This window comes from Alteromonas alvinellae (assembly GCF_902705805.1).
The window spans coordinates 17,775-35,342 of the sequence record NZ_CACSIH010000262.1 but is presented as its reverse complement, the minus strand read 5'-3'; the positions used below and the strand labels follow the sequence as shown (position 1 = coordinate 35,342).

Below are 17,568 nucleotides of genomic sequence, written 5' to 3'. Positions count from 1 at the left end.
GAAACTCCTAGCCGCGACTTAGCTTAACGCCATCGCGCATACCGTTTTGCTGGCTACCGTCACTTGGAATAAGTGCATCTACTACGTAGAACGGCACTAACATTTGCGCAGTTGCCACCACCGCGCGCGACTCCATGCCTAAAATACGGGCATTAACTAACACGCCACCTTGGTGCTTGGTCATGGTTCCGGTAAGTACGTATTCTATAGGAAGGCTGCTGCTCAATTCCAAATAGTCTCGGCTTAATACAAAATCGCCATCGTCAGTAATGCGAATATACTCGGTGGCTTTGAAGTCGATAACGGGTACGCGGAATTTATGCAGTTCGTGAACAAAAGATTCCGCCATCTGACGACCTAGCAAATCCGTTTTTTGTAAGTCAGTATCTAGCAATGCGAAATGGGTTACACCGATTGGCGTTTTATTATTGACGTATTCCATATTGGAAATTAAGTCTTGCGCCATGTTCTTAACATAGTCGCCAATATGTTTGGTCAGTGGGCGACCTTTATAGGCACCCTGAACGCTTGAGTATAACGGAGGTTGCCCAATTGCCCCATACGCGTCCATTCCTTGAGACTGATTATCACCGTTATTTTCAATGGGCTTAGCAGGAGCACGGTCGGCGGCAGTAATATCAATCACATTCATAGCCGGGCGCTGAGGCGCTTGTTCGGCTACCTCTTCTTCCCCCATCATCATAGAGCACCCGCTAATGCTTAGCAGTGAAGCACAAAGCGAAAGCGCCGCGTATTGATTTCGTCTTTTCATGGGGTTACCTCGTACCTTCAGTTCTGTATAACTTGCCGTTTCTGGTGGTTACTTGTTCTTCGCGCCAAAACAGTTCGGCAGGGAAAAAGCGTGTTGCTGCAGCGACAATGTTTTTATTTCTAGCGTTGATAATTCGAGCGTTAACCACCGCACCAGACTCTTGATACACCATGGTGCCGGTAATATAAAAATCGACGCGCTCAATGTTGGAAAGCTGGTCGATATCGCGGGTTAATACTCTGTCGCTTTCGTCACTAACAATTATATCGTTCGAAAGCTTAAATTCTTGAGTAGTAAAGCCTCTTTTCGTGGCCTCAGTAATCATTCCCTGTTCAAGCTGATGGCCCAACAACATTAGCGGATGTTGATGATTAGCACTGTATTTCATAGTATCGGCAGGTACAAAGCCAACTACCGCGTAGCGAGACTGACGTGCTGGACCCACATCAGCAAAAAGTTCGTTCGCTAACATATAGGTATGGTATTCCACATTCCCCAATGCCGATACGTCGCTGGCATCGGTTTGCGCAAATTGACTCTTAGGTTCCTCAGATGAAGAGCAACCAGAGAGTAAGCCCAATATAAGCGCGGTATATGCCAAGGCTTTCGCGTTCAAGCGACCATTTTCTGTCAGCAAAGCGTGAGAGACAGGTTTTGTCATACTTTTCATTACACGTGTCCAGTGAAAAACGTCAAATTTCTATCGGAAAGAAGTAAAAACTCATCGAAAAACAGTGATCAGCTACTACGCAAACCGACATTTTCAGTGTCTTTAAGCAGGCTTTTGCAAAATTCACACCAAAGAGAGGCTACAAGTCGCGTTGAGAACGCTACTTTTAAACGTGTTAGATAAGGCGGCTAATTTCAGGGGGGATATAGTCTTTCAGTGCTGAAGGAATTTAATATCCATCGCCATCCAATTCATAAAAAGCGGAGGGGAATTGCCGCCTTAGGACAGAAAGCTGCCGATAATTAATAGGCAATTATCATAATACCAGGTGACTAAAAAACTTGAGGACTCCTTGGACTCTCATGCCGCGTTAATGACCAATTAGCTAAATAAACCTGCACATTCCTAAACCTAAACTTTCACCATCACGAGGTTCAAACCCGAATTTAAGATAAAAACTCTCTTTACCGTGCGCAGCCAACAAACCAATCGTTGCGCCAGGTGCGCAGCAAGACTCCAAGTGTGCAATCAACGTGTTCATTATTTTCGATCCCAAGCCTTTATTCTGATGTTCTGGATGAATAATGACGTCTTGAACATAAAAATACATTGCGCCATCGCCAATCACCCGACCACAGCCTACAAGGTTGTTGTCGAGGTAAATTGTTGCCCATAACAACGAGGCATCAATACTTTTTTGAACAACCGATAAACACGGGTTACTCCATCCAATCAATTTTCTTAAACTGGCAAAGTCTTCAGCTGACGGAGGACTTTCATTAACGGTGTAATTGGTATGCATCATTCGTCATTCCTCCCCTCATTTTAGCAAAAGCTAGCTACCTAATTCAGTAATGTGAAGAAGCTCGCCCGACGGGCCCCATAGATAGAAAACACTTCCCCAATGTTGTTGCTCAATTGGTGAAATTTTCGTTTTATGTAACGAGCGCGAGCACAAATCAAAAGCGTTCTGAATGTCTGCTACACATATTTGTAGCATAAAGTTATTCGCCAATTCAGGATTATAGAAGCGCTGAAGAAAGAATAGACAATCACCATTTTCAAACAGTGTTAGGTCTTCATTTACGTATTCTGCATTAAATCCAATCTCAGAATAAAATGCTTTAGAAATGTCGTAGTTTTTGCTTGGAATAAAAGTCTTAATATCTATGACGTCCATATCTTGAGATCCCTCGCATTTCGCTGCTTTAAATTTAAATCGTGGCTAGATGGCGATAAAAGCAAACATACCTGTTAATCGAAACCAAGCGCTTTTTGAACGTCAATCAAGGTAAGCCCTAATTGCTTAGCTTTTATTGTATCGATAGAGTCGAATTGTATTTTACAGCCGGCCTTAATCATATTAAGCCACGCACTGCGTAGTGTGTTAGGCCGCTTGCCAATCCAAAACAATTCGGTTTTTTTAATATACGCGACAACTGGTTCAACATAACCATCATTATAAAGTTGACGCACCAAATCAAAGTCTGGGCCAAAAGCGCTAAGAAATGCAGAATCTATATCATTTATTGAATTATGAAGGGCGTTAAATGCCTTCTTTAGGTCGCCTTTTCGGTAGGCAATCCATGCTCTTGCGATATCTACGGAGTGGTTTTCACTGCTAAAGCCATCGTAAACGTCGCCCGCAATTTGTTGTTCAATGCTCATTTTGTTCGCAACGTCGAATGCGCGCTCTATCTTGAATTCTGCAATCTCAATAGGCTCAAACTGCGCGCTATATTTTATGTGCCGGCTTAAAACATTAAGCACCTTATATGGATTGCTGTGGTTAGATAAACTCAGTTGGTAATCTTGCAACGTATCATTAAGCAATCGACGACTCCTTGAATCAAGATACGTAAAACGCTGATCGATATACTCTAGATACTCGGGATCATCACAACCTTGCAGGTAATCTGCATGACTTTGTTTACTTAAAGTAGTAATAACGGGAACGAAAAGAAGAAAACGTATAAACTTCAAGAGATGCTCTATTTTTGTCATTTATCTTCGTACTGAGAAAGTATCGAAATTGATCGTAAGTAGTCGTTAATTGTAATTAACGATATCAGTATTCCCCTTGTTACCTATTTCAACAGCTTTTTCAGAGGAACAGTTTTGTCGCAAGTAGTTTTTAGCCGCGTTTTTAGTTTTTTAGTCATGTCTTGCTTTTCCTTATCGGTCATTGCCGCGACTGATTCGTCATATACCTATGACGATTCACTGGAAAACGCTGTAATAAAAACCGCCGATGGCCTTTCATTGAGCGGTACAACAATTAAAAAACGCTTTTTCTTTAACGTCTACAGACTTAGCCACTTTATGGTAAAGCCTAAAGGTGACTTTCCCACTAAAGATTCGCTTATCACGTTCATCTTAAATGCAAATACACAACAGCGCATCGAACTAGAATTCCTGAGAGATGTATCACGAGAGCAAATAGAAGAAGCCCTTATGCAAGGCATTGAGCAAAATAACGTCGATGCTGACCTAAATACAATTAAAAAGGATATTGAGAGACTATCCTCTGGATTTCAAGATGAAGTAAAAAAACATTCGACCTTAACAATATCTAGACTTCCTTCAGATAAGCTTAGTGTGTTTTTCAATAATAACTTAGTTGTCGAAACTGAAAACAAAGCGTTGGCTAACGCCTTGTGGTCCATATGGTTTGGCAAAGACCCAATTGTAGATACAGAAGACTTGATACAAAACATCTTGGCAAATTGACGTGTTAGGCAAACGCGGCCAGTGTTGCTTTGGCCGCTCGTTCCTGCGATATCATCAATATGAAGTATGTATTTTCCTAAAAAAGCTCTCATCCTTGCATTTGCGCCTATAGCAACTTTTCGTGAGGATTAAGAAAAAACATTTTTTTCCAACCTTGAGGTTCAGACGTTGCTTTCCATGGCAAAGGAATAAGAGAAAGTATCGAATAATGAACATGAGGCTGCTTACCTTTGGCATTGCCAGTATCGCCAAGGGTTCCCACTTTATCTTTTTGAGATAACCAAGCCCCCTCCTCTACAGTAACTTCTTGCAAATGAGCGTAATAATGTACGCGCCATTTGGGGCCAAGAACCGCGACAACGTTCCCTCCTTTTCCCAATTCGCCTGTGTAGATAACATAACCTGCGGTAGCGGATTGAACAGGCGTACCTTTTGCTCCAAAGATGTCTATCCCCTTGTGTACACCAGAGCTACCCCATGGCTCATACCAAAACGTATTGTGATTCCAGTCGTTAGAGGATGCCCCCTCTACTGGAATTACGAGTTTTTCTGGCACTAATAGTCCCGCGCAAACGATTACCAGGAAAACGAGTAGAATTGATATAACCGGTTTTTTCACAAAAATTCCTTTCTATAGAATGCATCTTATTAAGGTTGTTTTATCAGACACAGAAAAACACTTTTATTGGGGAATTACCTTTTAGCTATCTCAAGATGGCAAAAATATGGCTATCGTAAAACCGTCCATTTTTAAAAATGGCGCGTTGCAATATCGCTTCTTGCCTAAACCCTGCATCTAACAGCAGCTTTTGCGAAGCAAGATTGGATGAAAATACGCAGGCAAAAATGCGCTCTATACTTGTGTTTGAGAAAGTAAGGGCGATAATTTGGCGCAGCGCGTCACGCATAATCCCTTTTCGCCAATGTGATGAACAAAGCCAGTACCCGACCTCTCCGGCTCTTTCATATTCAAAGTTTCCTGGGTTAACACCAATACACCCTACTAACTCGCCGTCGTACTCTACAGCTCTTATAAAACCCTCTTTGCTCCCCTCTTGAATCCACCATGTGGCATCTTCTTTTGTATAAGGGCTGGGAATTTTTGTCGATAGATATTGCGTGACCGACGGTTGATTCAAAATATCTACCAGTCTACCTACATCGCTCATTTTAAAATCTCTGAGTGTTATCACGCGCTTTACTTCCCACCCGCTAAATCAATAAACGACCCTGTAACAATGACTACTTCTTCCACTCGATATCCCTTTCTAAACAATCTGTTTACTCTTTACTCAGCAATCGCTTTATAAAATACGTTTGAGTACAACACACAATCACAACTAACGTTACTGAAATTTCTGAAGGCATTCCCAATTGTGCAAGAGCGATAACAGACTCAGGCAGCTTCCCACCGATAAATATTAAGTGGCGAAGGTCAAAAAAGACTGGGAAAATTGAGTAGCATAGCAGGTCATAAAACATAAAAGCGCCGAAGACACACACTTTTCTCAGGATACCCACAGGGCTGCAAAGCCAAAGGAAAATGATACATAGCAAAGAGATTAAGTAAGTTGTACCACTTCCCATCAAAAGCACGACCGCCACACGATTTTGGTCGTATAAAACGCTGCTATGCTGTATGTTTAGGATAGGCTTTATAATATAAGAGTTAAATTCGCGGTGAATATCAACACTTAAAGATTTTACCTCTGGAATGAAACTAACAACTGCTACCGCACTGCCGGGCCAATGCTTTATATTATTCAGCGCCCCCATTTCCGGAAAAATTTCGAAGCCAGGCCAAACAGCAATGACTAACTGCCCCATCCCTAATACTTTCCCTGCTATTCCGTGCCCTAGCTCGTGTATTAAAACCGAAATAATAAAATAAATGAGTGCTACACAGATTAGTGTAAATCCTTTTTTAAACGTAATCATTCCTTGTTCTCTTAGCTAATCTATTGGGGCAATAAGTATTAAATTTGAAGCTGTTGGTTTTTAATACAAATACTAAGAGGTGTAGATTACATCAAGGTTCCCACGATAATCGTGATGAGACATAGAGCACCATTTTCGAAAGGCACAGTTGGCTAATTAGCTCTGCTGAGGAATAACACCATTGACAGGTAATCAGAAAACTTCACAATGGTTCTACTTTATATTCACTCGCGATCATTAATGCTGTACCTTTCTGAATTTCAAATAAAGCTTTCTAATCAATACATTACTCCTGCATTTTCGCTAGCGCTCTGTACTGAAAGTGCGCCGTCGCACTTCCTTATTGCAGGCAGAAACGGTAGCGGGAAATCACTCTTAATTTCCGCGCTTGCCGGTAGTGGGAAGGTAGCAAGCGGTAGTCGTGAATGTAGTTCGGTTGTTGCAGAGGTTTCGGTTTTTAAACAGCAAGCGATAATTGAAGAGGAAAAACAAAAAGACAGTGCGGATATTTTAGACGTAATAGCTGAGCCAACACAGGTTCGCGAACTATTCGCACAGACTAATGAGGATTATCAATACCACCCTTATTACGACGAACTCGTCTCTGCGCTTAGAATTGAGCATCTGCTAGATAATGCGTTTCTTTCACTTTCAACAGGTGAAACCCGCAAAATTATTATCATGTTGGCATGGTTAAGTAATGCCTCTATTATTTTGCTTGATGAACCCTTCGAAGGTTTAGATGTTGAAGCTATAAATGCATTTAGTCGCTTTCTTGTTTCTCAGCGGCAGGCTTCTTTAGTGCTTACCGCCAACAAGCTCGCAGATATTCCCAAAAATATGCAAGCCCAGTTGATTGTCATGGATGACTTGGCTATTACGTGGGAATCTGAAGATAAACTTAACTATGACGATTTGCGCTCAGAATTAAGCACCTGGTTTGCACTAGAGTCTGATGATATCGATGTTCCCTCAGCCCTTAACGCTAAAAACAAACACGGCGATGACCCCAACCGCAATGTTCAAAACAGTGAGTTAGATTCACTACCTCATACCTTAATTCAGCTTAAAGATGGGTTCGTGCGCTTCGATGAGCGAACCGTATTTGAAAAGCTTAACTTTACACTTAACAAAAATGAGCATTGGCAGATCACTGGCCCTAATGGGTCAGGCAAAACCTGTTTACTTCAAATGTTTACCGGTGATAATTCCCATTGTTATACCAACGATTTAACAATGTTTGGCATAAAACGTGGCACAGGCGAGAGCATATGGGACATTAAAAAGCACATTGGAATTATGTCAAATGCGCTCCATATGCAGTACAAAGTGAATGCAAGTGTTGAGCACGTTATCATTTCAGGCTTTCACGACAGTATTGGTCTGTACACCCGCCCCACGCAAGCGGAGCGCATGGTGGCAGAGCAGTGGCTTGAAGTACTAGGTCTGAAACAGAAAAAGAACACGCCGTTTCAGTCACTATCTTTTGGTGACCAGCGATTAGTACTTATTGCACGTTCTATGGTTAAGCACCCCGCCGTGCTTATTTTGGATGAACCTTGCAATGGTTTAGACGACTTCAACCGCCAAAAAGCGCTTAAGCTTATTGATATATTGGCTAAAGCAGGCACAAGTACACTGCTGTATGTAAATCACCATGCAGAAGAACGCATTCCTAGCATTCACAATACGTTAAATATGAAAGACTATAATGTTTAAGGGTATATGTTGAAAAACTTGGCTTTTCAGGTCTTCGCTAAAAAGGTGCGGCACTTGCCTGTTAGACAACTCGCCTTAACGCTGGAAGTTATTTGCCTCACACAAACCGCAATACCAAGGAAATAATGACACCGGTTACGATAAGCTGAACCAAGCAAAAGCCCATAATGTCTTTGGCTTTCAGGCCAGCTATGGCAAGTACGGGTAGCGCCCAAAATGGCTGAATCAAATTAGTCCACGCATCACCCCACGCTACCGCCATTGCAACTCTATTTATTTCGGCACCAAGTTCTGCGGCAGCAGGCAAGATTACTGGGGCTTGCACTGCCCACTGACCTCCCCCCGATGGCACAAAAATATTAACAATGCCTGCGCTAATAAAACTCCATACTGGCAATGACTCTGCAGATGCAAAGCTAATCAGCCACTCTGACATGGTTTGTGCCAATCCTGATTGAACCATTACCGCCATGATCCCCGCGTAAAATGGGAACTGTATAACAATACCACTACCGCCCTGAACGGCTTGCTGCAGGCTGTGCAGTACATTGCGTGGTGTACCGTGAAGGACAATAGCGAGAAAGAGAAATAGCGTATTAACGATATTGAGATTAAGCCCGCCCCCTGAAACAAAGTAGTTGATGAGATAAGCAAGCCCTGCAAAGCCTACGAGTAACCCAAGCACCTTGCTGTTTTCAAGTTTGTCGGCGGGCCGTTCGCTTGTTGCCGAAGGGAAAGCGTCATCTTTTAGCTTGGCGCTATCGACAATAATGCTTTCAGATTCAGTCGGTAACATTAAACGATTAACAAGAGGTATAATCACGAACATGATTGCCAATAACAGCAAGTTAAACCCACTGAAAATAGTCTCGCCAGTGCCAACTACGCCAATCTGTGCTTCTGAAAAATGACCCGGCGTCGCAATAGTTAAGGGCACAGAGCCCGCTAAACCACCATGCCATACAATAAAGCCTGAGTACGCGCTTGCCACCAATAACCGATAATCAACCGACACTTTTCTTGCTAAGGCTTTAGCGAACAACGCGCCTACAACAAGACCGAAGCCCCAGTTTATCCAGCTTGCGATAAGCGACACCAAGGTGACCAGCACAATGGCACTCCCAGGGCTTTTCGCTAAGCTCGCCAGCCTTTCAAGTAAGGCTTTTACTAACGGCGTGCATGCCAGCATAAACCCTGTGACTAGCACCAAAAACATTTGCATTGAAAATGTGAGCAGCCCCCAAAATCCGTCTCCCCACTGTTGAATTGTGGTAAGTGGAGTTTGGTCTTGAATGACCACCGCAAAAGCAAGCGTAATTAGGGTAAGTAATAAAACGAAAATATAAGGATCGGGAAGATATCTTTCGACGAGTTTTACGAAGGGTTTTGATGCTCGATTTAGCATTAACGCTCTCACAACATGTTAAAAACTTGTTGCATATTAACGCGTTTATTTCCTTTTTGGCGAGTGCCTAGTTATTTTTGTTTAGCCATTTCTGTAAGGTCGACGTTACTTTCTGATTATCGATGGGCTTGGTAAGAAAGTCGTCCATACCTGCTGCCATGCACATATCTTTGTCGCTTTGCATGGCATTGGCCGTCATCGCGATTATGGGCGTATTTTTGTAAATATCTCCCGCCGCGCCTTCACGAATGCATTGAGTTGCTTCAAACCCATCCATTTCGGGCATTTGGCAATCCATAATAATTGCGCTGTATTGTGCTTTAGGATCACTGCACTTCAACATATTTAACGCTTCTAGACCGTTGTTTGCCACATCTACCCGATAGCCTTCGCTTTCGAGCGCATTAGTAGCAACCAGTTGATTTATCGCGTTATCTTCAACTAACAAAATGCGTGTTGCTTCGCTAGCGAGGGGGCTATTTTCAGTTTCTAGCTCTACTGGCGCTTCATCTGAATGTTGCTCCGCAGAATCTATAGTACCCATAACTAAAGGCTGTGTATGCACATCGTTTCGCGTACCGGCTTTACCTACCGTAGTTTCAAGTATTCTTAGTAAATCTGAAGTTGTTATGGGCTTAGGCAGACACTCGTCTATTGGCAGTCCTCTATACTCGCTGTAGCTATCGACATCGCTCAGTTTAGTCATCAGAATAATACGACCGTGCTTTAAGTTTTCGACACCCTCAACGTTCAGTAACTGGTTGTATTGCTCGTTTTCAACAACCACTTTTTCCAAGAACAAAATATCAATATTAAACGGGTCTTGTTCACTGCCCTCATCAGCTGAGCAAAGCGCTGCCGCCTCTTCTAATGATGATGTAGTTAACGCATTCACCCCCCAATATTCAAGCTGAGTTTGCATGGATTGTCTTGTTGACGCATTGTTATCTACCACTAGGCAACGTATGTTTTCTTTAACAAGTTCGGGTTGCAGTTTCATGCTTTCCTCCGAACCCGAAACTTTACATATAACGTTGAAGCAACTTCCTTTGCCAAGCTCTGACGTAACGCTTATGTCCCCTCCCAATAGCTGACACAGTTTCCTAGTTATACTTAAACCAAGTCCAGTTCCTCCAAAGCGCCTGGTTGTAGAGGCATCTACTTGAGTAAAGGCGTCAAATAAATGAGGAAGTTTTGATTCTGGTATACCTATACCCGTATCTTTTACGGTTAAGTGAAGTATAGCTTCACTTTCAACATCACTTGGAAGTAACTTTGCAGCAATGTATATCTCACCCTGTTCAGTGAATTTAACGGCATTACTTAAAAGGTTAGTCAGAATTTGTTGAATTCGGTTTGGATCTGAATGTATCTTTGTATCGTTAACTTTAAGGACATCAACGATCACTTCTAAACCTTTTTCTTGTGCCGAGTGAGCTACTGATAGCGCAACACTCTCCACTAACGCCCTTAGGTCAAAATCTACCGACTCTAGCTCAAGCTTGCCCGCTTCTATCTTCGAAAAGTCTAAAATATCATTAATGAGTACGAGCAATGAGTTAGCACTAGACCTAGCAATGTTTAACCGCTGATTCTGTTCTGCAGTAAGCTCACTCTTCTTCAACAGACCGAGCATACCTATAACGCCATTCATCGGCGTCCTAATTTCATGGCTCATATTGGCAAGAAATTCAGACTTCAGTTTCGTTGCTTCTTCTGCTTGTTCTAGTGCTTGCTTCAAATGGTTGGCTTGCGCTTTTAGCGATGCGGTTTTTTCAGATACCTGCTGCTCTAGTGCATGAACAAAGCGCTTTTGTTTTGTAATTTCTGTTTGTTGTAAGCGGGTGCGCAGGTAAATCACCGAAACAACCATACCTAACAAAATTAAGCCATAGATAGTGTATGCCCACCAGCTTTTCCATGGTGCTACGGCCACATGCAAATTTAAGGATAAAGTATCATCACCCCACTCTCCATTTGGTTTCATGGCTTTTACGAGTAATCTGTAGTCACCACCATTTAAGTTGGTAAACGACACCGAGTCATGATTTCCAATATCAATCCACTGCTCATCGTACCCTTCTAATTTGTAAGCGAAGCGGGCACGCTTAGGATCTGAAAAATCCAAAAGCGCAAAATCTAATGAAAAAAAGTAATCTTCATAAGAAAGGTCGATATCAGTGACATAAGACAGCGGCTTATCGAGCTCTACCGATTCCCCCATCTTTTTAAAACCAGTGAGAACTATGTTTGCGCTAACGGCGTCGGTTTGCTCTTGGTTGTATTTGAAGTACTCTATTCCCCGCTGACTACTCGTAAAGAAAGTTTTTCCACTCGCTTTAACTAAACTATCTGAGTAAAAGTTTTTGCCTGCCAAATCTGTAGTACGGTTGTAGCTAATAACATTTTGTGTGTCGGGGTTATAGAGAAGAACACCTTTATTAGTGGTAAGCCACAGTCTGCCGTCGTCGCCATCAGCGATCGCTCTTATTAAGGTGGTGGGCAGCCCATTTTTCTCACTAAAATGCTGAAAGGATTTAGACTCTGCGAGATATTTGAACAACCCCCTTTGTGTTGCTACCCATATTTCTCCATCACTCGTTTGGTGGATATCTTCAACAATGCTATCAACTAAACTTCCCGCATGGTCCTCTGCGCCACTAAAAAACGTGAAACTTTGACTATTAACTGACCACAAATTCACACCTCCCCCCGTGCCCACCCACATATTACCGCTAGCGTCTTTGTATAGGCTGTGAATTTCTGGATGCGTTAAACCGTCTTTGGTTGTGAGATGCTTGTACTCCCCGGAAAGTTTGTTGTAAATGTAGATACCGTGCTTGTAGGTACCAATCCAAACATTACCGTCATTATCTAGTTCAAGCGCTCTAAACTCTCGAAACTGGCGATAATCACTGTCAGTATTAGGGTATTCAATTCGACTTACTGTTTTAGTGCGTCGGTCGACTTTGGCCACAAAGTTGTCTTGTGCGACCCACAGAAAACCCGCTTGATCAGGCACTATAATTGGTCTTTCTATAACCCCACGCTCTTTATAACCTTCAAGCTCTTTGAATACCGAATCGTGTTCTTTTTGCAGGAGCTCTTCTTTAACTTTCCATTTGAACACGTCGGCGTTTGCCGTGACGATAAGTACATCGACATTTTTATCGCTGTTATCAAGTGCGATACCGCTTGGTGCGGTTAGTAATTCACTATTGATTTGTTTTAATTTACCGCGAGGAGAGAACTTAAAAATCCCATGAACCTCACTGGTAATCCACTTGGTTTTAGTATGGTCTTCAAAGATAATACGAAGGCCGTTTTCATAACCAAAATCGACCTTCTCAACATAGTTCCCCTCTCTGGCATGACGATACAGTCCCTCGGTGGTGACGAACCATATTTGGCCATCATGATCCTCGATCATTGAGTTTACTTGACTTAATGATTCACCATCTCGTGTTGTTTGAGGCAGAAAAACACCGGAACTGGGAAGAAATAAGAAAGGCCCATTTTGCGTCGCGACAAATATTTGATGAGAAGATGTACGGAGTAAGCTGCGTATTTCGTTTGCGCCTGTAGCCGTTTTATTTTTCGGATCCGGCAGGAAATGCTTGGCGTTTAACGTTTTTTTATCGAGTAAATTAACCCCATAGCTGGTTGCTACCCAAAGACTATCGGCATCGTTATCAATGATGTCCCAAATGCGATTATGGGAAAGGCTATTTTTAACTCCAGGTATTTTTTGAACTCGCTGGAATCGCCCATTGCCCAAAAAACGATTAAGCCCTTTATCGTAAGATCCCAGCCAGATATCACCTGTGCTATCTTGAAAAAGTGACTGTATTCGGTTTGATGATAAAGAGTCTGCTTCGTTAGGCACGTTTGAGTAGCGTACAAACCGACCAGTTGTAGGCTCGTATTTGTTGACACCACCGCCCCACGTTCCCACCCAAATATTGCCCTCAGCATCCAACATTAAGTTGCCGGCATCGTTATGAGAAAGACTTTGCTCGTTTTCGCTATTTGACTCAAAGAGCTTTACGTTGCGGCCGTCGTATCGCATCAGGCCATTTTCCGCGGTACCAAACCAAAGGAAACCTTGGCGGTCTTGGACTATGGAATAGATTTCTGATGAAACAAAGCCATCTTCAGCGGTTAAAAGTTCGACCGCATACTCATTCATTAACTTATTTGACTCCGACGCAAACACTAACGAAACACAAAACAGATTGATTAGAAAAATTGCAATCGTGCGCTCGAGAGAACGGATAATTTTTGCTTTGTTAGCAGATAAGAGGAGCTTCAAAATAAGAATCAAGGCGATAAATTAAACTGCCTTCACTTTAGTGCATTCTGGTCTTTCGAACCATTCAACAAAAGGCGCATTTGTACGATATCCTTGACAGTTATTGACTTACGTCATAACGCACTATTAACATTTTGACTAAAATAGGTGCGTATTGAACGATAAGATTTGCTTTGAATTTTATTTAGATTAAGCCTGAGTATCTATAGATGTTCAAGCCTAATAATCCATTACATTTTCATCAGGGGAACGCTATGACGAAGTCATATAAAGAAATTACCGATAGTTTGAATCCTTATCTAGCCGAAGTTAAAAAAGGCGTGCCAGAAGTCATGAAGGGATTTTCTGATATGGCCAAAGCGGCGACCGCCGACGGCGCGTTAGATAAAAAAACGAAAGAGCTTATTGCCCTTGCCATTGGCATCGCAACACGATGTGATGGCTGCATAGGCTTTCATGCTAAAGCGCTAGTGCATTTAGGTGCTACCCGTGAAGAAATCGAAGAAGTGTGCGGTATGTCCGTCTATATGGGAGGCGGCCCATCATTTATGTATGCTGCCGATGCTTTACGTGCTTTTGACGAATTTAGTGAATAATTCTGAATAAAAAAGGCCGAGTAATTCCTCGGCCCTTTCGTTCAAATTGTTTCGTGCCTTTGTTACCTTTCACTTTCCATTTACCAAACTCTTTTTCAAGCATGGGTTTTATGGCATCTAACGTAGTGTCGCCAACGACAAAAATTGTCGCGTTGTCGGGGCGTAACCACGTGTTTTTAAAGTTGACAAGGTCACCTCGCGTAATCGTTTGTACGTCTTGTTCGGTTCTGGTACCAGTAAACAGGATATCATAAGCATGATCTTCTCCGTAGATAAGCGGCGGAAATAAGGTTAGCGCAAATAAAACTGTTATGGATTGTAAAAAGGGTAAAAAGGACGCACTCTGAGATAGTTTTTTTGGAAGAAACGTTAGCTGAAAAAGCCGCAATTACATTGCGACTAATCGTGCCCAAAGCGCTTTCACTTGCTTTGCATCTTCGTTTTCTAATTCATTGTTAGCGAAAGCACTATTAAGGCTTTCGAGCATTTTGTCATTAAGCATCGCAACAGTAGCGCCCTCTTGCATCTCTAATTGGCGAGCCTCAACGGCAAAATGGCCTTGCAAGTAGCTGGCAATAAATAGTTCGTCATCACTACCGTGATTTACCACGTCATCAAGCGATGCCTCAATATTTGCGATAGCTTTAACGACACTTTCTGGTGCTGCAGCAGGTGGTAACACGTCTTACTCCTTCCTGTTGTTAATTTCAGTTCTTTATTTCTAAATTTCTATTATTAGTTCGAGATCATTAAATTTGGTTTTAAAAGTAATCTATCAGCCTGGTTATTTTGGACTGAGTCTTTAAACTCCTTGGCAAAGCACTTTGTCTTTGTAGCCCGTAATAACCGAGAACGCGCCTGCTAGTTCAACGTCTAGCGCCGCGTCGCTTGAGTCTAAGCGAAGCGGTTTTCCGTTTAATGCCTGCAGTTTTTGCTTAGTGGCGACAACAAGCATATTTTGTTTGCCAATTTGCCGAATAAACGCTGGGCTTAACTGTTGATTCCCACGCCCTAAAATGTGCCCTTGACCACCAATAACCGTCAAAATCACTTTGGTGGGTTTGTCTTTTGTCAGCGCAATTAGTTCGCTGGCAGTCACGTCACTTGCGATTAACTCACCTTGTTTAACCACGTCAACACCTAGCAAAGTATTGTCTAAGCCAAGGAAATCCATAACCGCACCTACGGTCGAACCAGAGCCCATAACAAAATAGGTGTCAGGTTCATCTTCCATAATTTCGCTGACATAAGCAGCAATGTCGTCCAATACCAGCGCTTCGTCTTCTTTGCCGCCCATTTTTACGGCTTGAACATAAGTGAGTTCTGCCGGTACGCGCATTTCACCATAGTGTTTGGCAATAACTTTGCCCTCGCGAAATGCGTTTTCGTCAATATCACGTACTTCGGCATCCATTTCACTCACGAGCTCGCCTGCGATCATCTGACTTACTACCTGCCCTGCCGCTGACGGCGACACGCAGTAAACGCCAGAATGAATTTTGCAACCGGCGGGCACACCCAACACGGGGACTTGTGTGCCGACTACGCTACAGATATTACGGGCTGTGCCGTCGCCGCCTGCAAACAGCAGCAAGTCGACGTTTGCCTCGACCATCGCCTTCGCTGCGCGCTCTGAATCTTCGCCCTCGGTTTGTGCAGCACTAGGCGTGTAAATTACCTCATAAGGAATACCTAGCGATTCACAGACTGTTTCGCCCATATCGCCCGCCGCTGTCACTACGGTAAATTTCCCCGACAATGCTTCAAGGATACTGAGTGCTTTTGCCATTTTTTCATTGGCTTTCTTCTCTGCTCCCATCGCCAATGCTTTTTCTCTAATTTCTGCACCGTCGCTACCTTTAAGAGCAAGGGCTCCGCCTATACCCGCAAAAGGGTTTACCAGAATACCAAGTTTAAAAATGGCTGAGCGGTCAGAATCATTATTTATCATGCGGCATCTGCTCCAGTGGCATCATCGTGTGTCTTTTTGCAAAAAGTGGTTGCTAAGGCGTTGATAAAACGTTCAGCTCTAGGCGGAAAGCCATGGGCTTTATAAAGTGCTAGCTGTGCAGCAACATTTTTAGTAAAGCCTTCTCTGTCGGGTTCTGCGCCATTTAAATTATCCGTACTCACCTGAAATTTTCTGCCTGCGGCTTCGGTGAACGCCCATTCGATGGCTTGTGGCTTAATTTCTACTTTTTCAAAGTCTGCTTGCTGCGCTGCATCGCGGCCATCAGGGCAATACCAGTAACCGTAATCTTCTAAAAGCCTACGCTTTTTTCCTGCAATACACCAATGCGCAATTTCATGTAAGGCACTCGAAAAAAAACCATGAGCAAAGACGATTTGATGGTAAGGCTTTTCGCTACCCGCTGGGATGTAAATAGGTTCATCATCACCCAAAACCAAGCGCGTATTGAAATCTTCAAACGTGCTATTAAATAGTGATATTAACGTGGGTACATCGCTGTCTTTTTCTATACCCGGGTGCTGCGCACTAGCGGTCTCGTTGTTAAGAACATTGTTCAATGATGACTGACTACTTTGACTGTTCATTACGTTTATTAAAAATCTAAATAAGCGGGCTAAACTAATGGCAGCAGAGTATACCAGTAAAACTTTGCCATCTCACTTGAAAGGGACGCTTGCTTAGGTCAATCTAGGTTTACAACAGCGGATAAGCCACACTAGCTCAACAGGGAGTTTGTCATTTGGCGCAAGAGATAATTAAACATATTCATCGGGTAAATGCCCTTCGTGATTTGGCCAATCAGCTGGGCGTTATGCCTATCATTCATCAACTGCAGCATTGGCAGTGCGAACGCCTACTGGTAACGCACGACGATTTGGCGCAGCAAAAACGTTATCAAAAAGCCATGGCGTTTTTTGTAGATGAATTATACGGGCCGAAAGATTTTAGCCAGCGTGACGCAGACCTAGTTCGCGTAATTCCGAAGCTCGCGAAAGTGTTGCCCGACAAAGCCATGAACGCTATGGACGATGCTTTATCATTAAATGCATTATCATTCGATTTAGATATGGCAATGGCCCAGTACTTACAACGTCATTTTCCTGGGGCCCCCATCAACCGAGATAACTACGCTTTGGCTTATCGAAATGTGGGCAGAATGGAAGAAAGAGAGCATCAAATCGACATAATTTCCCATTTGGGCGATCAACTCTCTGACGTGATAAAGATTCGTGGTATAGGTATGTTGATTTCGTTATCCCGCCGCCCAGCTAAATTAGCGGGCTTACTGGCTCTACACGAATTTTTGGAGCGAGGGTTCAATGCATTTAAAGCACTTGGTGATGTGCAAAGCTTTATTCAGCCGGTGTTGGTGCGTGAAAAGGCGATAATGCAAACGTTATTGAGTGATGAATTGACGTTACCTGAAGAAAACCCTCTGCCTGTGGTATGAGGCG

The 17,568-nt window shown here is 43.0% G+C and carries 18 protein-coding genes; 4 read left to right on the top strand and 14 right to left on the bottom strand.

Going from position 1 to position 17,568, the window contains the following annotated elements; translation table 11 throughout:
* Nucleotides 1-7: 7 nt before the first annotated feature.
* The 5 genes from ACX5KA_RS20610 to ACX5KA_RS20590 form a co-directional block, all read right to left on the bottom strand.
* On the bottom strand, nucleotides 8-772 hold the full coding sequence (locus ACX5KA_RS20610) for a FlgO family outer membrane protein (RefSeq protein WP_039222693.1): 765 nt from the start codon (nucleotides 770-772) through the stop codon (nucleotides 8-10).
* 4 nt (nucleotides 773-776) lie between these two features.
* Nucleotides 777-1,442, bottom strand: a complete 666-nt coding sequence (locus ACX5KA_RS20605; protein ID WP_039222696.1) for a FlgO family outer membrane protein — start codon at nucleotides 1,440-1,442, stop codon at nucleotides 777-779.
* A 385-nt stretch (nucleotides 1,443-1,827) separates the two neighbouring features.
* Nucleotides 1,828-2,247, bottom strand: a complete 420-nt coding sequence (locus ACX5KA_RS20600; RefSeq protein WP_458732098.1) for a GNAT family N-acetyltransferase — start codon at nucleotides 2,245-2,247, stop codon at nucleotides 1,828-1,830.
* A gap of 30 nt (nucleotides 2,248-2,277) precedes the next feature.
* Nucleotides 2,278-2,622 (bottom strand): VOC family protein, encoded by a 345-nt coding sequence (locus tag ACX5KA_RS20595; protein ID WP_458732097.1) that lies wholly within the window; start codon nucleotides 2,620-2,622, stop codon nucleotides 2,278-2,280.
* Between the two features lie 74 nt (nucleotides 2,623-2,696).
* On the bottom strand, nucleotides 2,697-3,425 hold the full coding sequence (locus tag ACX5KA_RS20590; RefSeq protein ID WP_458732096.1) for a hypothetical protein: 729 nt from the start codon (nucleotides 3,423-3,425) through the stop codon (nucleotides 2,697-2,699).
* A gap of 135 nt (nucleotides 3,426-3,560) precedes the next feature.
* Here ACX5KA_RS20590 and ACX5KA_RS20585 point away from each other — a divergent pair, with 135 nt between their 5' ends.
* On the top strand, nucleotides 3,561-4,172 hold the full coding sequence (locus ACX5KA_RS20585) for a chalcone isomerase family protein (protein ID WP_039222707.1): 612 nt from the start codon (nucleotides 3,561-3,563) through the stop codon (nucleotides 4,170-4,172).
* 106 nt (nucleotides 4,173-4,278) lie between these two features.
* On the opposite strand, the gene ACX5KA_RS20580 is transcribed toward ACX5KA_RS20585, so the two are convergent.
* The 3 genes from ACX5KA_RS20580 to ACX5KA_RS20570 form a co-directional block, all read right to left on the bottom strand.
* Entirely contained in the window at nucleotides 4,279-4,791 is a 513-nt protein-coding gene (locus ACX5KA_RS20580) for a M23 family metallopeptidase (RefSeq protein ID WP_458732095.1), read from the bottom strand.
* Between the two features lie 85 nt (nucleotides 4,792-4,876).
* Entirely contained in the window at nucleotides 4,877-5,365 is a 489-nt protein-coding gene (locus tag ACX5KA_RS20575) for a GNAT family N-acetyltransferase (protein WP_458732094.1), read from the bottom strand.
* An 88-nt stretch (nucleotides 5,366-5,453) separates the two neighbouring features.
* Complete coding sequence (locus ACX5KA_RS20570) at nucleotides 5,454-6,110, bottom strand: hypothetical protein (RefSeq protein WP_458732093.1); 657 nt, start codon at nucleotides 6,108-6,110, stop codon at nucleotides 5,454-5,456.
* Between the two features lie 207 nt (nucleotides 6,111-6,317).
* On the opposite strand from ACX5KA_RS20570, the gene ACX5KA_RS20565 reads away from it, so the two are divergent.
* Nucleotides 6,318-7,829 (top strand): ATP-binding cassette domain-containing protein, encoded by a 1,512-nt coding sequence (locus ACX5KA_RS20565; protein WP_458732092.1) that lies wholly within the window; start codon nucleotides 6,318-6,320, stop codon nucleotides 7,827-7,829.
* A 97-nt stretch (nucleotides 7,830-7,926) separates the two neighbouring features.
* Here the strand turns inward: ACX5KA_RS20565 and ACX5KA_RS20560 are convergent, their stop codons facing one another.
* A complete protein-coding gene (locus ACX5KA_RS20560) occupies nucleotides 7,927-9,234 on the bottom strand; it encodes a short-chain fatty acid transporter (RefSeq protein ID WP_039222720.1) in 1,308 nt (435 codons plus the stop codon).
* 67 nt (nucleotides 9,235-9,301) lie between these two features.
* Nucleotides 9,302-13,423, bottom strand: a complete 4,122-nt coding sequence (locus ACX5KA_RS20555) for a hybrid sensor histidine kinase/response regulator (RefSeq protein WP_458732091.1) — start codon at nucleotides 13,421-13,423, stop codon at nucleotides 9,302-9,304.
* Between the two features lie 377 nt (nucleotides 13,424-13,800).
* On the opposite strand from ACX5KA_RS20555, the gene ACX5KA_RS20550 reads away from it, so the two are divergent.
* On the top strand, nucleotides 13,801-14,142 hold the full coding sequence (locus tag ACX5KA_RS20550) for a carboxymuconolactone decarboxylase family protein (protein WP_039222723.1): 342 nt from the start codon (nucleotides 13,801-13,803) through the stop codon (nucleotides 14,140-14,142).
* Here ACX5KA_RS20550 and ACX5KA_RS20545 read toward each other — a convergent pair.
* The 4 genes from ACX5KA_RS20545 to ACX5KA_RS20530 form a co-directional block, all read right to left on the bottom strand.
* The gene (locus tag ACX5KA_RS20545) at nucleotides 14,132-14,530 is read right to left on the bottom strand and encodes an insulinase family protein (protein ID WP_458732090.1); all 399 of its coding nucleotides are present in this window, start codon (nucleotides 14,528-14,530) and stop codon (nucleotides 14,132-14,134) included. The two genes, ACX5KA_RS20550 and ACX5KA_RS20545, sit on opposite strands and share 11 nt — an antisense overlap.
* Nucleotides 14,531-14,824, bottom strand: a complete 294-nt coding sequence (locus ACX5KA_RS20540; RefSeq protein ID WP_039222728.1) for a YfcL family protein — start codon at nucleotides 14,822-14,824, stop codon at nucleotides 14,531-14,533. It lies immediately after the preceding gene.
* 120 nt (nucleotides 14,825-14,944) lie between these two features.
* Entirely contained in the window at nucleotides 14,945-16,093 is a 1,149-nt protein-coding gene (locus tag ACX5KA_RS20535; RefSeq protein WP_039222730.1) for an ATP-NAD kinase family protein, read from the bottom strand.
* Nucleotides 16,090-16,698, bottom strand: a complete 609-nt coding sequence (locus tag ACX5KA_RS20530) for an elongation factor P hydroxylase (protein WP_458732089.1) — start codon at nucleotides 16,696-16,698, stop codon at nucleotides 16,090-16,092. The genes ACX5KA_RS20535 and ACX5KA_RS20530 overlap by 4 nt, the downstream gene beginning before the upstream one ends.
* Before the next feature lie 155 nt (nucleotides 16,699-16,853).
* On the opposite strand from ACX5KA_RS20530, the gene ACX5KA_RS20525 reads away from it, so the two are divergent.
* Nucleotides 16,854-17,564 carry an FFLEELY motif protein gene (locus ACX5KA_RS20525; protein ID WP_039222734.1) on the top strand — a complete coding sequence of 237 codons (711 nt, stop codon included), beginning with the start codon at nucleotides 16,854-16,856 and terminating at the stop codon, nucleotides 17,562-17,564.
* The last annotated feature ends 4 nt before the right edge of the window (nucleotides 17,565-17,568 follow it).

What these genes read in the sequence shown, in the direction of transcription:
- ACX5KA_RS20610 (WP_039222693.1), bottom strand. Translation starts at nt 772, where the DNA reads ATGAAAAGACGAAATCAATACGCGGCGCTTTCGCTTTGTGCTTCACTG.
- ACX5KA_RS20605 (WP_039222696.1), bottom strand. Translation starts at nt 1,442, where the DNA reads ATGAAAAGTATGACAAAACCTGTCTCTCACGCTTTGCTGACAGAAAAT.
- ACX5KA_RS20600 (WP_458732098.1), bottom strand. Translation starts at nt 2,247, where the DNA reads ATGATGCATACCAATTACACCGTTAATGAAAGTCCTCCGTCAGCTGAA.
- ACX5KA_RS20595 (WP_458732097.1), bottom strand. Translation starts at nt 2,622, where the DNA reads ATGGACGTCATAGATATTAAGACTTTTATTCCAAGCAAAAACTACGAC.
- ACX5KA_RS20570 (WP_458732093.1), bottom strand. Translation starts at nt 6,110, where the DNA reads ATGATTACGTTTAAAAAAGGATTTACACTAATCTGTGTAGCACTCATT.
- ACX5KA_RS20565 (WP_458732092.1), top strand. Translation starts at nt 6,318, where the DNA reads ATGGTTCTACTTTATATTCACTCGCGATCATTAATGCTGTACCTTTCT.
- ACX5KA_RS20560 (WP_039222720.1), bottom strand. Translation starts at nt 9,234, where the DNA reads ATGCTAAATCGAGCATCAAAACCCTTCGTAAAACTCGTCGAAAGATAT.
- ACX5KA_RS20555 (WP_458732091.1), bottom strand. Translation starts at nt 13,423, where the DNA reads ATGAATGAGTATGCGGTCGAACTTTTAACCGCTGAAGATGGCTTTGTT.
- ACX5KA_RS20550 (WP_039222723.1), top strand. Translation starts at nt 13,801, where the DNA reads ATGACGAAGTCATATAAAGAAATTACCGATAGTTTGAATCCTTATCTA.
- ACX5KA_RS20535 (WP_039222730.1), bottom strand. Translation starts at nt 16,093, where the DNA reads ATGATAAATAATGATTCTGACCGCTCAGCCATTTTTAAACTTGGTATT.
- ACX5KA_RS20530 (WP_458732089.1), bottom strand. Translation starts at nt 16,698, where the DNA reads ATGAACAGTCAAAGTAGTCAGTCATCATTGAACAATGTTCTTAACAAC.